The sequence below is a fragment of the bacterium genome (assembly GCA_036504735.1).
Taxonomy (GTDB): Bacteria; Electryoneota; RPQS01; order RPQS01; family RPQS01; genus DASXUQ01.
The window spans coordinates 306,024-326,649 of record DASXUQ010000017.1; the positions used below are offsets into that span (position 1 = coordinate 306,024).

The window sequence follows — 20,626 nt, forward strand, 5'->3', positions numbered from 1 at the left end:
GGCTATTTCTCCGCTTCCCGTTCCGTGCCCCAGCTCTTGTTGGGCACCGGGCCCATGATGAAGGCCAGCGTACCGCCGCTGATAATGTCGTTGTGCGTGATGAAAGTTGAGGTCAGCGGCTTGCCGTTGAGCGATACCGACTGCACATAGATGTTCTTGTCGGAGACGTTCTTTGCGGTAACGGTAAAGGTTTTGTCTTTGCCTACGTGGATGGAGACCTTGTCGAGCAATGGCGTTCCGAGCTGGTAGGTGCCGTCGGCGGGATTGACCGGATAGAAGCCCATGGCGCTGAGGACATACCACGCGCTCATCTGGCCGCAGTCTTCATTGCCGCAGAGGCCGTCGGGTTTGTCGGTGTAGTAGTCGCGGCAGATGCGGTGCACGATTTCCTGCGTCTTCCACGGCTGCCCGGCGAAATTATAAAGATAGGCGATGTGGTGGCTGGGCTCATTGCCCTGAGCGTAGAGGCCGACGAGGCCGGTGACATCCGGCGGCGCGCCTTCGTCTTCGGCGACCGGACTCTGGTGGAACAGCGAATCGAGTTTTTGCGAGAACTTCTGTTTGCCGCCCATGAGGGAGATCAGTCCGGGAACATCCTGTGGCACATACCAACTGTACTGCCAGGCATTGCCTTCGGTGTACTGCGGCTGCTTTTCGGTGCCGAAGCGGGGATTGAAGGGGGAAACCCAACTGCCGTCGGAATTGCGGCCACGCATGAAGCCGCTGGTGGAATCGTAGAGGTTGCGGTAGTAGAGGGCGCGCTTGGAAAAGAGGTCGTAGTCGCCGGTCTTGCCGAGAGACTTGGCCATTTGGGCGATGCACCAGTCATCATAGGCATATTCGAGAGCCTTGGAGACGGACTCGCGCTCTTTGTCGGCGGGGATGTAGCCGTAGGGCTTGACGGGGGGTACGGTCACGTCCTTCTCGACGATATTCCCCGCCGCGTTCACCGCCACCTTCATTTGGGTGGATGATGCGACGGCTTCAATGGGCAGTTCGAAGGTGTTGAGGCCGGTTTTCAGGTTGACTTGCTGCATGCTCTTGCCGTTCAGAGAGACGGTTGCCGCGACAGGTGGAGCGGAATGCTCGACCATCACCTTGAGAAACTGGTATGGCTTACCGCTCTCTTCTGCGAGCGCGTACTCCGGCTCAACCCGGACTTCTTGGGTGACCGAATGCTCGAACGTCATGTACCAGTCGGGACTGTTTCCCTTTTCGCCGACTACAACCAGCGTCACAGGCTTGCCGGGAGTGAAACTTCGGGAATTGGCGGTCAGGAACATGTTGCCAAAGAGGTCATCGTACCGATCCCGGCGTTGCGGCACAAACGTTAGCTCGGCGCCATTATCACCACGCACCGTCCATTGAGTTCGGGAAGTGTCTTGTGCCGTGCCGAAGCTCAGCCAGTACTTGTTGTTGACGTATACCCGGAACTCGTGCCCGCCCTTTCCGGTTGCCACCCCGGCAGCCCACATGAAGGTGACGGGTGTGGCTTGCTTGAATACGGGCACGGGTTCCGTTTCCCACTTCACCTCCATCCCGCCGGTGGTGGCGCGGGAAATGCGAGCCTGTGTAACGTAAGGATAGGAGGAATGATAGGAGATCTCCTCACCGGATAGGGTCTTTGCCCAGCCCTTGAGGATGTGAGTGCCTGCGGGCAGGGAGCTTTCCCCGGCGGCGAGAGTGTTGACCTGCTCGCGCTGAAGCTGCGTCAATTTCTCGCTCAGCGATGCCGGGGTGACGAGGTTATAATATTCCAATCCGCGCTTGTTTTGCGTGGCGCTCTTCTTCATGGCGTCGAAGGCCTCCTTGGGATCGAAACCCTTGAAGCCTTTGAAAAAAGCATCGGCGATAACGGGGATGGAATGGTAGCCGATCATGCACCAGGTTTCATTGCCGGTGAGGGGCCAGACGGGAAGCAGGCCGCCGTCCCGGTAGAAGGCGAGCATGGAGTTGACGAAATCGGCGACGCGGTCCGGTTGGAAGATAGTGTAGAGCGGGTGCGCGGCGCGATAGGTGTCCCACAAGGAGAATGTGCAGTAATTATCGAAGCCTTTAGCCTGATGGACCTTGCCGTCGCCGCCGCGATATTGGCCGTCCACGTCATCGAAGAGCGTAGGGGCGAGCATGGTGTGGTAGAGGGCGGTATAGAAGGTCGCCTTGTCCGCCTGACTCTTGCTCTCGACATCGAGGGTGCCGAGTTCCTTCTGCCAGGCGTCATTTGCTGCCAGTTTCACGCCGTCAAAGTCCCAGTTCGGAATTTCCGCCGCAAGATTCTTGCGCGCACCTTCCACCGACACGGCGGAAATGCCCACCTTCACCAAAAGGGGAGCGCCGTCGCGTGTGGAGAAGTAGAGGGCCTCGCGAGTCGGCCTGCTGGGCTCTCCCTTCCCCGGAGCGAACCTACCCAACATCCATGAGCCGAAGAACGGCTTGGAGAACTTCGCCACAAAATAGACGTGCTGTTCCCGCGCCCAGCCTGCAGAAGTGCGGTAGCCCGAAACTGTGACCGAATCCTCGAGAGTGATGCCGCGTTCCAGCGGGGTGTCATCATTGCCGTAGTTCACGTCCACCACCACGCAGGCGGAATCACTTTTGGGGAAGGTGTAACGATGAAAGCCCGCGCGCTTGGTAGCCGTCAGATCAACATCAATGTTGTGATCAAGCAGCTTCACCGCATAGAAACCCGGCTTGGCATGCTCCTGGTCATGGGAGAACCTGCAGCGGATCAGCGAATCCATGCGGGGCTCGCCAAGGGTAGGCGTGAGGAGAATGTCCCCCAGATCGGCGCAACCTGTGCCGCTGAGGTGTGTGTGGCTGAAGCCGACGAGGGTGGTGTCGGAATAGTGATAGCCGCTGCACCAGTCCCAGCCGAAGGTGCCACCGTCGGGACTGAGTTGCACCATGCCGAAGGGCAAGGACGCGCCGGGGTAGGTGTGACCGTGGCCATTGGTGCCGATCATGGGATTGACATAATCTACGGGCCGCAGATCATCTCGGGCTGCGGCCATGAAGGCGCAGCAGCAAACAAGGAAAAGAAGGGTAATGAGTTTCATGGGCGAAGTTATCCTCGTTCAGGCGGCCACAGTTTCGGAGACGGTAGCGGGTTCCGTGGCGGAACGTTGCACATGCCGGGAACCTTTGACCGCATAGTAGATGATGTACAGGTAGCAGAGGGCGGGAAGAATGAAGGCATGATGGATGCCGATACTGTCCGCGAGAGCGCCCTGCAACACGGGAATGATGGCGCCGCCGACAATGGCCATGACCAGAATGCTCGAACCCTGGCTGGTAAGGTTGCCGAGGTCCTCAATGCCCAAGGTGAAGATGATGGGGAACATCACGGAATTGAAGAAGCCCACAGCCAGAATGGTGAACATGGCCGCGGAGCCGGAGATGAAAATAGTGGTGAACACCAAAAGCGAAGCAACCGTAGCAGCAACGGCAAGGACTTGACGGGGCTTCAGTTTTTGCAGGAGGGCCGAACCGATGAAGCGACCCACCATGGCGCTGCCCCAATAGTAGGAGACAAAACCGGCGGCGGTGGCTTCGACGAGACCGGCAATCTCCGGCTGACCGAAGAAGTTCACCAGAAAGCTGCCGATGGAGACTTCCGCGCCGACATAGAGGAAGATACCGAGGGCGGCGAGGCGCAGATGGCGATATTTGAGGGCGTCGCGCAGTTTGGCGCTCTTGGTGTTGTGATTCTCGACCGCGTCAATGACGGGAAGCTTGATCAGACCCATCACCACGGCGAGCAGGAAGAGGGCGCCGGCAAGCCAGAGATAGGGCATCTGCACCGAAGCGGCCTTGGCCAGTTTGGCGGCGTGCTGCTCGGCGGCGGGAAGCGCGGCGACCTGTGCGGCGGTGAGCGTAGTGCCGAGGATCAGCAACCCGCCGATCAGGGGCGCAGTGGTGTGCCCCAAGGAATTAACAGCTTGTGCCAGATTCAGACGGCTGGAGGCGGTTTCGGGCTTTCCCAGCACCGCCGCATAGGGATTGGCAGCGACCTGCAGAACCGTGATTCCCGTAGCCAGCACGAAGAGCGCGGTCAAAAAGAGCGGATAAGACATCATTCCGGCGGCGGGATAGAACATAAGCGCGCCGATACCGCCCGTGGCCAGTCCGACCACCACGCCCTTCTGATAGCCGAGGCGGGCAATGACCTTGCCCGCAGGGATGGACATGATGAAATACGCGGCGAAGAAGGTGAACTGAATCAGCATCACCCGCGTGTAGTTCAGATCGAAGACCGCTTTCAGATGCGGCACGAGAATATCATTCAGGCATGTGAGAAAGCCCCACATGAAAAACAGTGTCGTAACAATCCCGAATGCGGATTTATAGCCTTTCTTTTCCATGCGATGTCCTGTAGTGTGGCGGGAATGGAATTAGCGGGACTTGGTGGAGTCGATCCAGAAATAGGAGTCCTGACGGATGTGGGCCTGGGCGCTGCCGACGTCGAGGGTAATGGTGAAACCACTGTCGGTAGCCGCGACGCGGGGAAGCGGGGATCCTGCGGGGACGGGTGACTGCGTGGCCCAGACCTGATGCCGGTCATAGTACTCTTTCTCGACATAGTAGAGTTCGTGCAGTACGCGGCGCGCGTCGGCGAAGGGATCGGCACGCAGGGAATCGGCGCCGGGAGCGCGAGTGGAAAATTGGACAAGGCCCCACATTTCCGGACGGTGCATGTTGATGACGGCTTGCGGCGACCAGACCCAGTTGTCTTCCGGCTTGCCTTCCACCTTTTTGCAGGCGCCGTTGACGATGGTGGTCAGCCATTCCACGCGGGAGAAATTGATGCGCCACTGCTCGGCAGGCTGGGGAGGCTTGGCGGTGTGGCTGATCCTCTGAAGCGATGCCCACGGCATGGCGATTTCCACACTCCAGCCGCTGTCGGTGTCTGCGGGATTGTTCAGGGTGCCGTTTACGAAAACTGCGGTTTTGATGCCGTCGATGTTCCACGAATCGTCGGCGTGACCGTTATCCTTATAGGGTTTGTTCAGAAAAAGATCCCAGCCGGTGTTCAAGGCATTGATCTCGAATTCACCGTATTCGAAATTGTCGCCGTTGGGGTCCATAAAGACTTCGAAATCATTATCATGAAAGATAACATCGTCGCGCTTGGCAATCGTGGCCCAGACCTGCGGTTCCTCAAGGGTCGCGGCAATGTAGAAATTCTGATCATCCCACAGCATCTTTGCATGAGTCTGGAAGCGCGGCGCAGGTTTCTTGCTGCCTTCAATGTCTACAAAGTTGTCGGTCCAAGGAGCGCTCTTCCAGGCGGCGTCATCAAGCTTGCCGTCGATGGTCACCGGGTTTGTTGCGCGGTAGCAGATGTAGCCTTTGGGCGCTTGGGCGCAGGCGGAGAGGGCCAGGCCGAGCACTACAGCCAGTAACAGGAATGTTCTCATGCCTTGTTCAGTTCCTTGTAGATGAGCGCGGCGGCTCCAAGAATGGCGACGTTGCCATGAGTGAGACCCGAAGGCAGCAGTTTGACCTTGTTCTTGAAGATCGCCAGCATGTTCTCTTCCATGTACCTGTGAGTGGGCTTGAAGATGAGGTCGCCTGCCTTGGCCAGTCCGCCGAAGAGGAAGATGGCTTCAGGGCTCAGGTGCGCCACGGAATCGGCGAGCTTGAGGCCGAGAATGTAGCCGGTGCGGTCGAAGGCCTGGAGCGCGATGGTATCTCCGCGCTGCGCGGCCTCGGCGACCATCTTGGAAGTCATGGTATCGAAGGGAATATCGCGCAGCTCGGACGCTTCGCGCGAATTAGCGAGCAGTTCGAAGACAGTGCGTACAATGCCGCCTGCGGAGGCGTAGGTTTCGAGGCAGCCGTGGCGGCCGCAGCCACAATCGCGGCCTTGCGGATCGAAGATGGTGTGGCCGATCTCTCCGGCAAAACCATCATGACCGTACAGCAGTTCGCCGTTGACGACGATGCCGCTGCCGACACCCGTGCCGAGCGTGATGACGATGAAGTTGCGCATGTCCTTCGCGCCGCCGAAGAGCATCTCGCCGATGGCCGCCGCGTTGGCGTCATTGGTCAGAGCAACCGGAACCGGGTAGAACGTGCGGAACATATCGGCGAGGGGCACAATCCCTTTCCACACCAGATTGGGCGCATGCTCGATGGTGCCGTGATAGTAGTTGCCGTTAGGCGCGCCAATGCCGATGCCGGTGAGGGCAACGGGCGTTTTGCTTGCGGAGATCATACGGTCGATCTCGGTGCGCACAGCCGCTACATACTTATTGACATCCGGATAATCGGTGGTGGACAGATCGGCCTGGGCAAGACACTGGCCATCATGGGCGACGAGACCGATCTTGGTATTGGTCCCGCCGATGTCCATTCCAACAACGACGTCAGTCATAGGGTGCATCCTCAGAGTTAGGGGAGAGCGATTTCGGCGATGACGGGGAGATGATCCGACGGGAAGCGTTCATCGCTTTTGAAATCGGCCAGCGTAGCATGGCGGATGACGCGCACGCCATCGCTGACAAAGACGAAATCAATGCGGTCACCGATCAGACCCTTGTGAACGTCAAACCCGCTGAAGGTCTTCAGCGGGCCGTGATGCGGGGACTCACAGATGGTCAAGGCATCGGCCAGATGAATGGCTTTGCTGCTGTCTTTTGCGGTAAGCGCAGCATAGGGAGCCTCCGTATCGGTGGAATTGAAGTCCCCGGTAACGACGGCGGGCTTGTCCTTGGCAATGTGGCGGATTTGCCGCAAAAGCAGTTTCGCGCTTTCTTCCCGGGCTGTAACGCCCATGTGGTCGAAATGGGTATTGAAGACAAAAAAGACGCGGCGCGTCTGCTTGTCCTGCAATTTGGCCCAGGTGACGATGCGATTCAGCGCGGCATCCCAGCCTTTGGAAGGCTTATCGGGAGTGGGAGAGAGCCAGAAGGTGCTGTCCTTCAGCAAGACAAAGCGAGTGGCATCGTAGAAGATGGCGGAGAATTCACCGGCTTCGGCACCGTCATCGCGCCCCTTGCCGCACCAGCGGAAGCCACGGAGCGCGGCGGATAGATCGTGCACCTGACTGATCAGGCCTTCCTGAATTCCGAAAACGTCCGGCGCATGATAGCGGACAGTGGAGACCACGAAGTTTTTGCGGTATTTCCAGTTGTCGAGGCTGTCCGCGGGGTTGTCGTAGCGGATGTTGTAGGTCATGACGCGCACGGCGGAATCCCGCGCGGAAGCATCAAGCACGATCAGAAAGCAGAGCGCAACCACGGCGTAAAGGGGGAAGCGGCGCAGGTTCATGGCAAGGCCTTTCGAAGGCGGCAATCGAGGTGCGGGGAGGGGAAAACGAAAGCTGCAATATACGGCGCATTCTCAGCAATGGCAAGGCAAAATGCCCCTCGCCGGAGGAACTCGAGCGGCTTCCACTCTGACAGGCAGGATGTTGGAGTCGGAGCGGGAAAGGTCCTATCGCTCGAAGGGACAATGGACAGCATCTTGTTTTAGATTGATTATGTTACAGTTAACTAATCAAAAATGCCGTTTGCCAAGCTCATGAGCAGCGAATCCTCCCTTCGCGGGGAGGATTCGCGCACAGAACGAGTTAAGTAAGGCCTCACCGGCGCGCAATAGAGACCGGTTTGGCCACGGTTGCCGCCGAAGAGAACAGGCCTGCCGGGGCAATGGTGGCTTCCACCCGATAGAACTTTAGCGCGGCTGAGGTGTCGGGGTCGACCCAGAGGGTATCGGCAGTCGAAGCGAACTGAGAAGGCCACATGTGGAAATCAGTCGACGAGTAAATGCGGTAGGATTGGGCTCCCGGCGCGGGCGTCCAGTTCAGGCGCACAGAACTGCTGTCGGTGGAAATCACGACCACGGGTGCGGGAAGCGAATCGACGATTTCATTGAGCAGCCACCAGAAGTTCTGCGGTGTAATGGTCACATGGTCCTGATTCTCCGTGGGAAAATAGAGGGAATCGAAGGGTGTGAGGCTGTAGAGGTCTTGCGCGGTGGAGACGTTGAAGAACGGATCCTGCACATTGACATCGAGCGCGCTGATGGTGGGGATGAAGCAGTGCGACGAATGCAGGGCTACGATGTCGCCATAGGGTGCCGCGGTGGTGTCCATCTGGTACATGGTATTGCGCTGTCCGCCGGGCGCGTTGTCCCACGGCCAGGTGGGCTGAACGGTGACGGATTCGGTGGTGTTCATGATGGGGAAGACTCGAATACGGCCGTTGAAGACCTGCTGCGAGGCGGCGTTGTTCAGCGCCCAGACATTGCCGGTAAGAGTAATAAACAGGCTATTGTATTCATAGCGGATGATCTGTGCACCGGGGCTGAAATCTGTGCCCAGAGCATTGCCGCTGCCGTTACAGATGGCGACCTTGCGGGGCTGAGTGGGGTAGTTGCCGACCGATGCAAAATCGCTCAGCAGAGTGGCGCGAAGGGGATCGCTTCCGGCCACATTGGAGGGCGGGCTGGTGAAATGGGCGATGAGCATTTCGCGGGCGGCAGGGGAATTCAGCGCGTCGCGCAAAAAGGCGGCGCTGGAAGACTGGCCGGCGAAAAAATCCACCCAGTATTGAACGCCCAACGGAATATTGGCGCCACGATTGGGGGAATCGAAATTGATTAAGGTGCGGACACGATGGGGCCGGGAGTTGGTTTCCATGTCATCCAGCGCAAAGCGGGTGGTAAGCCCGCCCATGCTGGGACCGATCAGCGGGTACGTGCGGGAAGGATCAATGGCCTGCTGCACCTGCTCAAGCAGGGCTTCGAGCAGATAGGCATTGCCTTCGATGTAGGTGGTGGCATCGGTGTAGTTCAGCACCACGGCATCGTAACCCATCGTGCGCATGGTCTCGAGGAGGTTTTGCTGGTTCAGCAGGGCATAGAGTTCATCCCAGTTCATGTTGTTGGACAGATCGAAACCTTCCGAAACGACCACGGGGCGGATCAGGGAATCATGTCCCGCAGCAAGGTAGAGATAGGCTTCACCGGTGGTGTAGTGGCTGTTGTAAGGGATTGCCGCCTGTAAGGTCCACGTGGCCGACGGAGAGGGAGCGGTGAGGGTGATCACCTGAAAATTGAACTGGGCTTGCAGCGGCAGATTATCAGTTTGCAGGGCGCGGAGGCGGATGGTCTTGGCGCCCGTAGTGGAGTAATGGACAAGGACGTCGCCGGAGCGCGGGACAGCGCGGAAGCCCGCGCCATCGTCGAAATCTATCTGCACGGACTTGAGAGGATGAGGATCATTGGAAAAATAGAGGGTGTTCAGGTCCATGCGAAAGCGGACCGCAGAGCCACGGTAGGTTTCCGTGTGCAGAGCCGTAGCCGCAAAGGCACGCTGCTCGGTGAAGGCGGCTTCCTCAATGGAGATGACGCCCTGCTTATCCATATGCAAGGCGCTGTCGGCAGGAATGCCGTCCTTGATGCGATTGTAACGGAAGTTCAGAATGGCGAGCGGATAGACGTGATCGCGGTTGGCCTGTCGGCCCATGTCGCGGAAGACCGTATGCTCCGGCAGAGTGCTTTCGGTCAGCGAGGCATGACGCAATTCGAAGGCTGCCTGGAGCCATTGTTCGAGAGTGACCGCGCGCGACGTGCTTCTGCCGTTCAAGGATTCGATTTTTGAGAGCGGCAAAGCAAGATCGTAGAGAATGCCGGTGGGAATCGGACTGCGCTCGATGGAGCCGTAGTGCGCGCGCAGATAGCTGTTCAGGCTGGCGGGGAGTTCTTCAGTAGGCAGGGCCAGCGCAGGGATAGAGCAGGCCGATAAGAGAACGGCAAATACCGCTAACTTTGTTACAATCTTCACGGATAGGGTCCTTTATGAATTTGAATCGATAGTGGACGTAATAAAGGCAGAGCCAGCGGCAGAATCAAGCCTTGCGCTAAGATAAAAGATTGCGGTGACGGGCGTGAGTGGCTCTTAGTATATCAACACGCGGATGCTGCGAGAGGCACGTGATGCGGTGGCGGTAATGTAGAAAGCGGGCTCCCGAATAAGGAGCCCGCTCTTGTCAGCGTGATACAGGTGAAGTCAGAGGTTTGTGGCGCGCGAGGTAAGGACACCCCGCGCGGCGGCGGTGTTGAGGGCGCGGCGCTATTTCATCAGGAGCATCTTGCGTGTTTCGACGAAATTGCCGGCCTTGATCTGGTAGAGATACAGGCCGGTGGAGACGTTGCGCGCATCCCATGTAATGGTGTATGAACCCGCATCGCGAGTCTCATCTACAAGAGTTGCGACGAGCTGTCCCAAGGCGTTAAAGATGCGGAGTCGCACGTGCTGAGCCTGCGGCAGATCGAAGCGGATTTGCGTCGTGGGGTTGAAGGGATTGGGATAGTTTTGCTGAAGCGCGAACTGCGTGGGGATGCTCTGCGGCGGCTGCGGTTTGACATCCGTGGGCGTATGGCGAACCACGAAGGTGATCGGCAACCGCATCAGCGTATCACAAACCGTGCTGCTGATGTGCGCCATTACAGTGTAATTGGCGGTGCGCAAAATGGTGGGATTCAGGTTGACGGTCATCTGCTGTGACTGGCCGCCGCCGACCGTACCCGTAGCCGGAGACAGCGAGATCCACGAACTGTTGAAGGCGGTTTCGTAGATGCCGATGCGGTCGCCGGCAGAACCGTTGTGGAGAAGCGCGCCGAACACGACCAGCGAATTGTTCCAGTTCGACGTCACCGTGCAGCCACCGGCTTGATCGCCGGGGAGTCCGGCCAGATCGGTTGCCGTCTCCCGCGTGAAGGGCTGAACAGGCAACATGCGGGTGACGCGGATTCGCGTGGGGGCCTGGTTGGGATCACGGCTGAAGATGTAGAGCTTGTAGCCGTTGGGATCGTCGGCGTTCCACGCAAGCCCGGTGATGGACAGGGCACTCGCGCCGTTGTTGGGAACGCGGGCGATCTGCGTGCCGGAGCGGTCGATAGCGTAGATGTCAGAGGAGTAGTCGGCTACCCAGAACAGATCAAGGCGCGGATCGTAGGCGATGGCGCGGGACGGATTGAGCGGGCTGGGGATGGTGTCCATCACCTCACCCTGGGCATTGATGCCGTAAATTGCGCGGCTGTCCGAACCATAGAGCAAGTTCCCGTCCGTGGCCATGTCAAACCAGCCGAGCGGCGTGGTGGACGGCTGGGGGATCGATCCTGCCGGAGAGCCATCGCGATTGAAGCGATAGAGCATGCCGTGGCCGTCCATCGCAGCGGCGCCGCTTGCCCACCACTGGTCACGCCAGAATTCACACCCCCACAGCAAATGGTCATTCGTGCCGGTAGTCACATCGACCGAGCCCACGGAATCCCACGGGGTGGTGTTCTCGTCTCCGGCGTAGAACAGGCGGGTCGTGTAGTCAAGCAGACCGTTGCCGTTGTTCACGATGTTGAACGTTGCCTGTATGGCGTCGTCTACGGCGGTGTCCACGACGGCTTCCGTCGAGAGTGTTATTTCGGGATGGTGCAGGGAATAGTCTACCACCGTGGTGCTGTCCAGGGAGACCAGCACGTTGGCGACGGTATCGGTGTTGAAGCGGTACTTGCTGGCAATAAGGCGATAGTTGCCGATCATCACGTTGGTGAGATGATAATGGCCCGTGGCGTCGGTGACTCCCTGGAAGCCATACCGGTCGGTGGCGACGTGGACACCCGCGAGAGGTTGATTGGTGGCGGCATCGAGCACGTGGCCATCCACCTGGCCGAACAGTACGCGGGCGTCGGTGGTAAACAGGATGGCGCGGCCATCCTGAATGGTGGCCATGCTCGGGTTGGTCCAGTCACAATAGGCGATGGGGAGGCCGACCATGCCGCGGGGAGCCTGAATGCCGATGGTGCAGCCGGGCCGCTCATTGTCCTGAGTGATGTTCAGACTCATGGCGGCGTGATTGTACTGCACGAGAATATGGTTGTTGCCATCCATCGTGGGCCGCGCGACAGAATCGTAGAGAACGACTTCAAAGTCCAACCCGACCGCAGGCGAACCGGCGTTGGTGGCCTTCCACTGGATCACATAGCGGCCACTGTCCGGGTCATGGCGCACCCACACACCGAGGCTCGAACCGGAGGTTACCAGATCATCCCAGTACGGAGCGATCATGGCCTCGGGAGCCTGCATGGCAGGAATCGGATAGTTGCGGGCGATGTCGTACCACGCCTGATTGCCAAAGGCGCACCAGCCATTGGAACAGATCGTGAGCGTATCGTAAGTGCGGCCATAGAATTTGACCGGGAAGGGCAGCAGCCGGTAAGTAGACCAGACCTGACTGGTACTGGTCTTTTCGCCGGAATCATCGATGTTCAGATTGATGCCCTGATGGCTCGCGAGATCGACGTAGCTGAAAGTCGGGTGCAGCTCGTAGGAGACATCCGTGTTGTCATAGGCGAAGTAACCTCCGGCATCCGGTCCGCTGGGATCGGTGGTGGTGGCCGTGCCGACGCTGATGACGAACTGCGTGCTGTCCACAAAACCGTTGTCTCCGGTCAACACCAGCAGCATGGGAGCCTGATGTCCACGGAAAGCCATGGGATTGGCGGAGACCACGAACGGGCTGGTGAGGTTGGAATCGCGTGCCCCGGCACCGATGGCCCCGTAAGCGGCATCGACGGTGTTCAGCGTGACGAAGGGGCTGAAGGACTGCAGGTGGCCCGTTACGCCGGTGAGCGGAACCAGACTGTTATTCTTGACCGTAATCGACAGGTTGCGCGTCGCGCCGGGTCCGAACGCGCCGTCGACAAACTGGCTGCGCTGGAATTCGAGGTCTCCGGCAACGCAGCTAAGTTCGAGCACACCCGAACTCTGCGCGGCGTTGCTGGTAATGGTCAACGTCAACTGCACCACGTCGTGATTCGGAGTAGTGGGTGCCATGTGAATCCGGAACGGCTGCGCGCCGACAACCGAATCACCGGGGGCGATGTCGGCGTAGGTCGTGGTGCCGTTGACCACGGTGACATGGGGATTGGTGCTGGTCATCGTGGCTGAGATGCCGGTGGCCGTGGCCGTTGTGCCGAAGTTGCGAATGTGAATCGGAAGATCGATGGTCTCGCCCGCGTTCACCACGCCGTCGTTATTTCCCTGCGTGCCGCCGGTGTTATCATCGTCCACCGTGTAGTGGCTGAGCATGGGCATGCAGTCTACGTTGTTGCAGGGAATGGTAAACAGGTAGGGTTTGTGATTCTGCTTGGTTACGGTCAGGTACATGCTGCCGGATGCATTTACGGACACGGGCAACACGATGTGGCCGGCAGCGTCGGTATTGCCGACCACCCACGTAGAATCCGAGCCGCGTTTCCACAGGCAGACCAGCGCATTCTGCACGGGCTGATCATCGCCTTGGCGCTGAACCGTAATTTCCACGCGGCGCGCACCGACATTCAGAGACGTAGGGTGCGTGACATTGAGGATTTTCGGCACGTCGGTCCACATGGACAGGCCAGGATCGCCGAACAGGTTGTTGTAGCGGGTGAAAAGGTACCATTCGGACTGGAAGTCGCCGAAAGTGAGAGCGAGCCAGGTTTTGGCGCCGACATAGGCGTCGCCGAGATGCTCCATTCCGGCATTGACGGCGCCGTACATGAAGCCGCCGGACATGGTGACGTTCTCGGGATGATGCGTGCCGCCGGTGGAGGGGCCGATGCCGCAGATGCCGCCCTTGGGATTCGATGTGGTTCCCGCGGTCAGCAGAGCTTCAGCCATGCCGTTGGACCCTTGGTAATTGCCTGCACTGCAGGTGACGGTCATCGTTATGGGCAACCGCCAGCCGGATTGCGTAGCCTCACCCAGACCGGGGTCGACTTCCTGCATCGAGCCGCGCCAGAAGAAGAAGGAGATGCCCTGATTGAAGCGCGTGACGGCTGCGCTGCGGTCGAAGCCGCTAACCTGTTGCACCACGGAGCTGTCCACGCCGGTGTAGAGGCGGAATTGTCCGGCCGCCCACTGCATCAGGGTATAGTTACTGGCGCATTGGAAGGCGGTGCTGGCCTGAAAATAGGCCTTGTGGAACCACATGGTATCGGCCACGCCGGGGGAGCTTTCCATGTGCGGATTGCGCTCGTACCCCAAAATCTTGGCGTGAATGGTGGCCATGGCGGATGTGCTGCCGCCGCTCAGACGGCCCACGGCAACTTCTTCAAGATCATCGCCGGTCAGGTCGGCATAGAAGTGGTCGAAGTTGCTGAAGTCTCCGGGAATGCCAACGCCCGACCAGTCGGGATCACCCATCAGCGCCACATATTCGAGCGGGCCGGCGGTATTATCATTATAGGCTGCCAGGATGGCGTTCTTCACCGTCTGTGGCGAGGAGACGTCCGACAGAGCGGCGATCTGAACTTTGAACCCTTTGCGGGTCTTCCACTCGGCGAGGCTGTCGGCAAAGTTGCGAATCTGCGAACTGGTGCTGGTGACGATCAGATACCTACCGGGAGTCGTGGTGGCGTCATCTAAGGCACTGTCATCGAGATTGGAGATTGCGTTGCGGTAGATCGGCACCCAGGAGCCGGAGATGCGGTGCGGGTGCGTCAATTCACGGATGCCGGGCTGGTTATTGGCGACCACGTCCACGCTGATGTTGCGATAGATGCGCGCCTGATGCGTGACCGGATTGACCTGCACGGGATGCAAGGTCACCTGCACGACGCGGAAGTCGCGCATGATCATGGGATCGGTCATGATCGCTACATTGGCCGGGTACCAGCCGTCCTTGGTGTAAATGTCCGGATCCCGCACCAGACGGGATACATCCCCTTCAACGCCTTGATACGGCAGGGAATTGATATTGTCCACAACGTCATACTCGGCGTCGCTGATGACCAGATCCACGCCACCCGTGTTGGGGATCTGGTAGAATCGGCTGACCTGCGGAACGGTGGGATGGCCTTCCGCGGGAATGAACGGTTCTCCCTGAAGGGAGAACGCTTGAAAATTCTCATACCCCACTACTTGGTTTTCGGTCACCACGGCGGGGGACCGAAGCGAGATCGACGTGTGAGCCGGGGACATTTTGGTAATGTCCAGCGCCACACCGGTGCCGGGAGTGTGTGCCCGATCGAAGGCGAAGGGCACGGCAGGAGCGGCCAAGGCAGAAAGGGAGATCATGCACAGGGCGCAGAGCGACAACCTTATGAGCCGGACCATGAGAATCCTCCAACAGATGTGAGACAGTTACGTTTCTGGCGGCGAAAGCAAACGGAAACGGCTTGGGCTGCTCTGCTGAGGCAGGGCCAACAAAGCCGTCTGCGATCTCGGAGTGGATTCGGAAGCGGGTAGGTACGGTCGGCCAAAACCGTGCAGGAATTTCCGAAGCAATCAAAGATACGGGATCATCGCCAGCATGTCAAGATGTTATGTCACGGAATTGAAAATTCATGGCTGTCAAGGCAACGGGTACTTTTTTGAGGTCGAGATGATCAGGAGGGGCAGGGTGCAATGCGGGCTCTATCCTGCCGCGCGACGGTGCTTTGGCAAGGAGCGAGGCGGCCTCCGTACGTTTGTTCATGGCCGGTTCTGAAGCCAACCTATGCAAAAATAACATCGTTTTCGAGGCATTTGCGCAGTGTAGACTGCGTCGAGCGTGATCATATGCTCACTGTCATATTATAAAGTATTGAAATTTAAAGTCGATTCTAAAGTGGAGTGGATCATCTCCATTGGATAATAATTTGCATTTCTCTTGACTTTGCAATGGAAGATGCTGATTTTGGTGGATGATGCGGTCCAACCTCATAAGCCACGTACTCGTCTACTTTGGATGTTTCCCGCGATGAAAACCAACCTATTGGTCCTGATTCTCATGGGTCTTGCCTGCGGTCTGTTAATCAGTTGCGGCTCGACTCAATATGCGGCAGTGAAGCGGTACATCAGCCACGAGGACTTCACACGGGCTCAGACGGAGTTGGAAGCCACCGGCCCTTCGGATGCCCAAGGCTGGGCTTTGCTGGCGGAGTGCCGGCTCCTGCAGCAGGATTATCTCGGATTGGCCGATGCCGCGCACCGCTCTTTGGCGCTCTCGGACGAATTCCGCGGGGAGATCAACCACTTTCTGCAACTGGCGTTTATCGAACAATTGAATAGCGGGATTCTGGCTTTCAATGATGGCAACGATCCCGAAGCGTCGCGGCTGTTCAACCAGCTCCTGGTGTACAGTCAGGCGATCCGCGAGTACATGACGCCACAGATGGTCAAGACCAGCCAGCGGGTGGCCGGACTGGCCGGCGCAGTGTCCATCCGGCTGAAGAACTTCCCCAGCGCCCGGGCGTATCTCGAAGGGCTGCGTTCCCAGTGGAAGAGCAATCCAGCGCTTTTGGAGCGCGTGGCGTTCATCTATTTCCAGATGGGCGAACCCCAGCTTTGCGTAGCGACCTGCGAGAGCCTGCTGGTGCGCGAGCCGAAGAACACGACGGTCCTTGAACTGCGGACTCAGGCCTGCCAGCAGCTCGGCCATGCCGACGCGACGGTAAATGCCTACCGCGACGCCCTTGAACTATCGCCGGATTCCATCATTATCCATCGCAACATCGGCATCATACTTTTCCAGCTCGAAGAGTGGAAAGAGGCGCGATCGCATCTGGCGATTGCCTTCCACAATAAGCCGGCGGACTCGTTGAGCCTGCTGGTCATGATGTCGGAGTGCCTCTATAATGAAGGGGATTATGAAGGGGCCTTGCAGGGCTTCAAGCGCGCGGCGGAAGGGGAGGGGGGCAGCCCCGACCTTTACAAAGCGATGGGGGCCTGCTACCGCTGTCTGGGAGACCGCAAGCAGGCGGACGTCGCTTTCCGCGAAGCCACGCGCGTCGCGGGGCGCAACCGGACCAGTGCGGCGCTCGATTCGGCAGGCATTTCACCGGGAGATTTGCAGAGGATAGGGAGAGACGGCAAATGAAAAGGCTGCTGTGTACGCTGCTGCTGTGTCTGAGCTTCGGTCCCGGTGCCTGGGCTCTGGATGTGGTGGGGACCTTTCCCCCTGCGAATTCCGAAAATTTTGTGACGGGCGATACCCTGCGCGTCTGGTTCGATGCCGTGCCGGGAGCGACTGTCGCGGTCTCTATTCAAGGGGCCAATGCAGGCTATCCGGTAGGATGGCGCGGCGTCCACGGGGATACATTGCTGGTGGTGCCGCAGCATTACTGGATGGTGGGAGAGCGCGTGACGGTCTCGGTGTTCGGCACGAACGTGATTCACCCCTACACCTTTACGTTCAGTGTGGCGGTGCCGATGGCGACCAGCCTTTCCAGCCCCAACACGCGAAACCTGCAATATGGCTATTATCCCCGCTCCATGGCGGCCTCGGATTTCGACGGGGACGGACTGGTGGATCTGGCCATTCTGTTTACCGACCGGCTGGGCGTGGTTCGCAACAGCGGCGTGGCGCCGTATTTTGACGGCACAACCTTGACGTGGACGGATGGCGGGCACGCCGCGTGCGATGCTCCGCGGATTCTGCGCGCGGCCGATCTGAACGGCGACGGTCTGCCGGACCTTGTCGCCAGCGACCCCATTCGGAATACACTCCGCATCTATCCGAATACGTCCGGCGGCGGAGTGCTGCAGTTCGGCGCGCCCATCGTGCTCACCTTTCAGATGGTTGGCCCCAGCGATTTCAAGCTTGCGGATATGAACGCCGACGGTCTGCCGGATATCGTGGCCATTGGACGGCTTTTCGACCCCGACTTCAGCCGCATGGCGGTGCGGCGGAACCACGGCAGCTTCCTGTTCGATAACGCGAGCGAAGAATCCAACTGGTATATCGGCCTCGATCCTTCGATGCTGGACATCGCCGATTTCGATCAGGATGGAAAGCTGGATGTGATCGTGAGCTGCCGTGGCGACAAGACGGTGCAGTTGCTGCGAAACTGGTCCATCAATCCGTTGAACTTCAATGTGCAGACGGCCATCGATTCGCTGCCTGCCGGACCGGATGGGGTGATCGCCGACAATTTGTATCCGTGCTGGAACAGTCCGGACGACCGGCAGCGGCCCGACATAGTAGTATGGAGCCGCGGTGTGCACTCGATTGCGCCGCACGGCGGGCGGAACGTGCTGGACGATGAGCCGTTCATCAACCGCTATTGCGGAAACGGCGGGGCGAGTTTCTCCGAGCCGAACAGCGTCACCATTCCCGGGTATCCGCTGCAAATTACGCTCGGGTCCTTTGACAATCTGTACGACTTTCCGGATAAGGACTGGATCATCATCCGGCAGGATCCCGCGGTGGGACTCGTTGCGCAAGCCTACGATGACCAGCTCAATCCCCTCGAACAGATTGGATCGCTGCAAAATCCGGTATCCAGCCTGATGTTCGATCTGGACCTCGACGGCGATCTGGATCTGTTCTTCATGGATAACGGCGACAACTCCGTGGGCGATGAGAAGATCGTCTACCTCTATACTCCGGTTACGGTTGAACATCCTACGGTGGATTTCGGACTGACGCCGATTACCGGCGCCACTCGCACGTTTGGCTACTCGTATGTGAATATGCGGCCTTATCCGGAGATCATCACGGGGGTAGACATTCCGTTTCCGGACAGCGTCTTCAGTTTCATCTCTCCCGCGTTTCCCGACACCTTGCTGCCCGGCACAAGTGTGGGCTTGACCTTTGGCTTTACGCCGCGGGATTCGATTTTCTACGGCCCGCAGGAAGCTCAAATCTTTTTTGCTGGCGGCAGCGGAGCATCGGGCGATACGCTGATGTTGACGGGTGTGGGCGGACGCTCTGTGCTGGAGACTGTTCCGCCCAGCGGGCAGGCCCACAGCTTTGACATCGATTTCGGCACGCTGGAACCTACGGGCATCACCACGGTCACTTTCCCGCTGGCGAACAGCGGCAATTACCCGCTGCATGTCGCCTACAACACGGCGCTGCTTGACCGCTTCTCGCTGATCGGTCCGCCGGTGGATTCGGTGCAGGCGCACAGTGTCAGCACCACGACGACGGCAGTACGATTTACCGCGCCTTCGGTGGAAGGGTCGGTGCGGGAATGCATCACCATTTACGACAGCACCTTTTATCAGTCGGACTGGTTCGGTCCGCGCAACCGGCTGGTGCGCGATACGGTGTCCTGCTGTTTCCGCGCGCGAGTGATCCGAAATTCCCTGCCGCAGTTCGTCTTTCCGAATATCTCACCCTTTGAAGGTGACCGGGACACTGTCCGCATCCGGATATCCGACCCCAACAGCTTGCCGGGACAGGATTCGGTTCGCGTCCAGTATCTCGGAGTCACGCCCGAAAGAAGCCATTTTGTGACCGATCCCGCCACCTTTGCGGAGGGCTGGGTCGGCGGCGCTTTCGATCTGATTTACCACGTGAATCATGGGCTGCCGCTTTCCGGGGAAAATTGCACGCTTTTCTTCCGCGCGTGGGACTTCCAGTTCCCGGGCCGTACGATAGATACCTCCTGGTCCGTTCATGTGAATGACGTGGACGACGCGCCGGTCTGTATTCCGGGAGACACGACGATTAACGTGAACGAAGGCGAGTTTGTGTCGGCCTCCGTACGGGTCTGGGACGAAGAGAACGAAGCCTTCGACGTGTATTCCGTGGGCAGGCCCGCTTCGGCGCAGGACACCTTTGGCGTGGTGCCGGGTTTGTATTCGCTCACGTGGCGTCCGGATTTCGATGCGGCGGGGACGTATGTGGTGCAGGTGATTGCCCATGAGCGCGATCATCCGTGGCTGGGAGACACGGCGCGGGTAGTGATCATCGTGCATGATCGTTTCCCCAATTTGCAGGTTACGGACCTGCGATCGACGCCGGCGTCCGTGGAACGCAACAACCCGGTGCTGATCAGCTACTCGTTTCGGGAGCAGTTAGGCGTCCCGGTGCCGACGCCGTTTACGGTGATCCTCAAGGATTCCATGCCGGGGGCGGTGCGGATCCTGCTCTCGCGTGATTATGAATCTCTGGCCGCCGGCGCGGTGGTTACTGAATCCTATACGTACTTCCTGAATGTGTGCGGGGCGCATATCGTCAGTGTCCAGGTTATTTGCTGGGGTCCCGATCTGGATTCTACCGACAACTGGCGCGCGGTGTCTATCCCGGTGCGTTGTCCCGACCTTGCCGCCGGCAATATTGTCGTGCCTCCGCGGGTGCACAAGAACGATGACATGCCGATTGAAGTCACGGTGGAGGAGCGCAACGGCGTGTCGATGGATACGACGTTCATCGCGGTGCTGAAGGTGCATGCGGCGGGGCTGACGCGCACCGTGGCGGCGCTGCCGTTCCACGGCTTGGGTGCGCATGCCTCCGCCACGCAATCCTTCTCCTGGGCGCCGGACACGTGCAACACGCACGAGTTCGAACTGCAGGTGGTCGCACCGCCGGGGTGGGACGCGAACCCGGCCAATGACATCACGCGGCGTTCGATGGAGGTAGAGTGTGAACCGTTCCACGTCTATCCGTTGCCCTTCACGCCGAACGGCGACGGATACAATGATACGCTGCACTTCGCCTTCGGGGACAACACGTACAAGTGGCCCGTGGTGACCATCTTCTCGCTGGATGGCCGCCTGGTATCCACGGAGCGCAGTTTCCGGTCCAACTCCATTGTCTGGCTGGGGCGCGACCGGTACGGCAAGGAGTGTCCGCCCGGCGCATATCTGTACACCTTCCAGAACGGCGACAAGAAAATTACATCCGGCATTATCTACGTCGCAAGGTGA

General features: G+C 58.9%; 9 protein-coding genes. 2 read left to right on the forward strand and 7 right to left on the reverse strand.

The genetic code is table 11. From position 1 onward, the window contains the following. Positions 1–2: 2 nt before the first annotated feature. From VGL38_13865 to VGL38_13895, 7 genes are all read right to left on the reverse strand, one after another. Positions 3–3,056 (reverse strand): GH92 family glycosyl hydrolase, encoded by a 3,054-nt coding sequence (locus tag VGL38_13865; protein HEY3296511.1) that lies wholly within the window; start codon positions 3,054–3,056, stop codon positions 3–5. Positions 3,057–3,074: 18 nt separating this feature from the next. After that, positions 3,075–4,361, reverse strand: coding sequence for a sugar MFS transporter (locus VGL38_13870; protein ID HEY3296512.1), 1,287 nt, complete (start codon positions 4,359–4,361; stop codon positions 3,075–3,077). Positions 4,362–4,391: 30 nt separating this feature from the next. Next, on the reverse strand, positions 4,392–5,417 hold the full coding sequence (locus tag VGL38_13875) for a carbohydrate-binding family 9-like protein (protein ID HEY3296513.1): 1,026 nt from the start codon (positions 5,415–5,417) through the stop codon (positions 4,392–4,394). Continuing rightward, complete coding sequence (locus tag VGL38_13880) at positions 5,414–6,376, reverse strand: ROK family protein (protein HEY3296514.1); 963 nt, start codon at positions 6,374–6,376, stop codon at positions 5,414–5,416. The genes VGL38_13875 and VGL38_13880 overlap by 4 nt, the downstream gene beginning before the upstream one ends. A 17-nt stretch (positions 6,377–6,393) precedes the next feature. Further along, the gene (locus tag VGL38_13885; GenBank protein ID HEY3296515.1) at positions 6,394–7,272 is read right to left on the reverse strand and encodes an endonuclease/exonuclease/phosphatase family protein; all 879 of its coding nucleotides are present in this window, start codon (positions 7,270–7,272) and stop codon (positions 6,394–6,396) included. 313 nt (positions 7,273–7,585) lie between these two features. Beyond that, positions 7,586–9,790 (reverse strand): hypothetical protein, encoded by a 2,205-nt coding sequence (locus tag VGL38_13890; protein ID HEY3296516.1) that lies wholly within the window; start codon positions 9,788–9,790, stop codon positions 7,586–7,588. 288 nt (positions 9,791–10,078) lie between these two features. Then, on the reverse strand, positions 10,079–15,103 hold the full coding sequence (locus tag VGL38_13895; protein ID HEY3296517.1) for a C25 family cysteine peptidase: 5,025 nt from the start codon (positions 15,101–15,103) through the stop codon (positions 10,079–10,081). Between the two features lie 625 nt (positions 15,104–15,728). Here VGL38_13895 and VGL38_13900 point away from each other — a divergent pair. Both VGL38_13900 and VGL38_13905 read left to right on the forward strand, forming a co-directional pair. Beyond that, positions 15,729–16,847, forward strand: a complete 1,119-nt coding sequence (locus VGL38_13900) for a tetratricopeptide repeat protein (GenBank protein HEY3296518.1) — start codon at positions 15,729–15,731, stop codon at positions 16,845–16,847. Continuing rightward, positions 16,844–20,626 (forward strand): FG-GAP-like repeat-containing protein, encoded by a 3,783-nt coding sequence (locus VGL38_13905; GenBank protein HEY3296519.1) that lies wholly within the window; start codon positions 16,844–16,846, stop codon positions 20,624–20,626. Before VGL38_13900 ends, VGL38_13905 begins: the two co-directional genes overlap by 4 nt.

Coding starts and splice junctions, on each gene's coding strand:
- VGL38_13895 (HEY3296517.1), bottom strand. CDS start 15,103: ATGGTCCGGCTCATAAGGTTGTCGCTCTGCGCCCTGTGCATGATCTCC.
- VGL38_13865 (HEY3296511.1), bottom strand. CDS start 3,056: ATGAAACTCATTACCCTTCTTTTCCTTGTTTGCTGCTGCGCCTTCATG.
- VGL38_13880 (HEY3296514.1), bottom strand. CDS start 6,376: ATGACTGACGTCGTTGTTGGAATGGACATCGGCGGGACCAATACCAAG.
- VGL38_13900 (HEY3296518.1), top strand. CDS start 15,729: ATGAAAACCAACCTATTGGTCCTGATTCTCATGGGTCTTGCCTGCGGT.
- VGL38_13870 (HEY3296512.1), bottom strand. CDS start 4,361: ATGGAAAAGAAAGGCTATAAATCCGCATTCGGGATTGTTACGACACTG.
- VGL38_13885 (HEY3296515.1), bottom strand. CDS start 7,272: ATGAACCTGCGCCGCTTCCCCCTTTACGCCGTGGTTGCGCTCTGCTTT.
- VGL38_13905 (HEY3296519.1), top strand. CDS start 16,844: ATGAAAAGGCTGCTGTGTACGCTGCTGCTGTGTCTGAGCTTCGGTCCC.
- VGL38_13875 (HEY3296513.1), bottom strand. CDS start 5,417: ATGAGAACATTCCTGTTACTGGCTGTAGTGCTCGGCCTGGCCCTCTCC.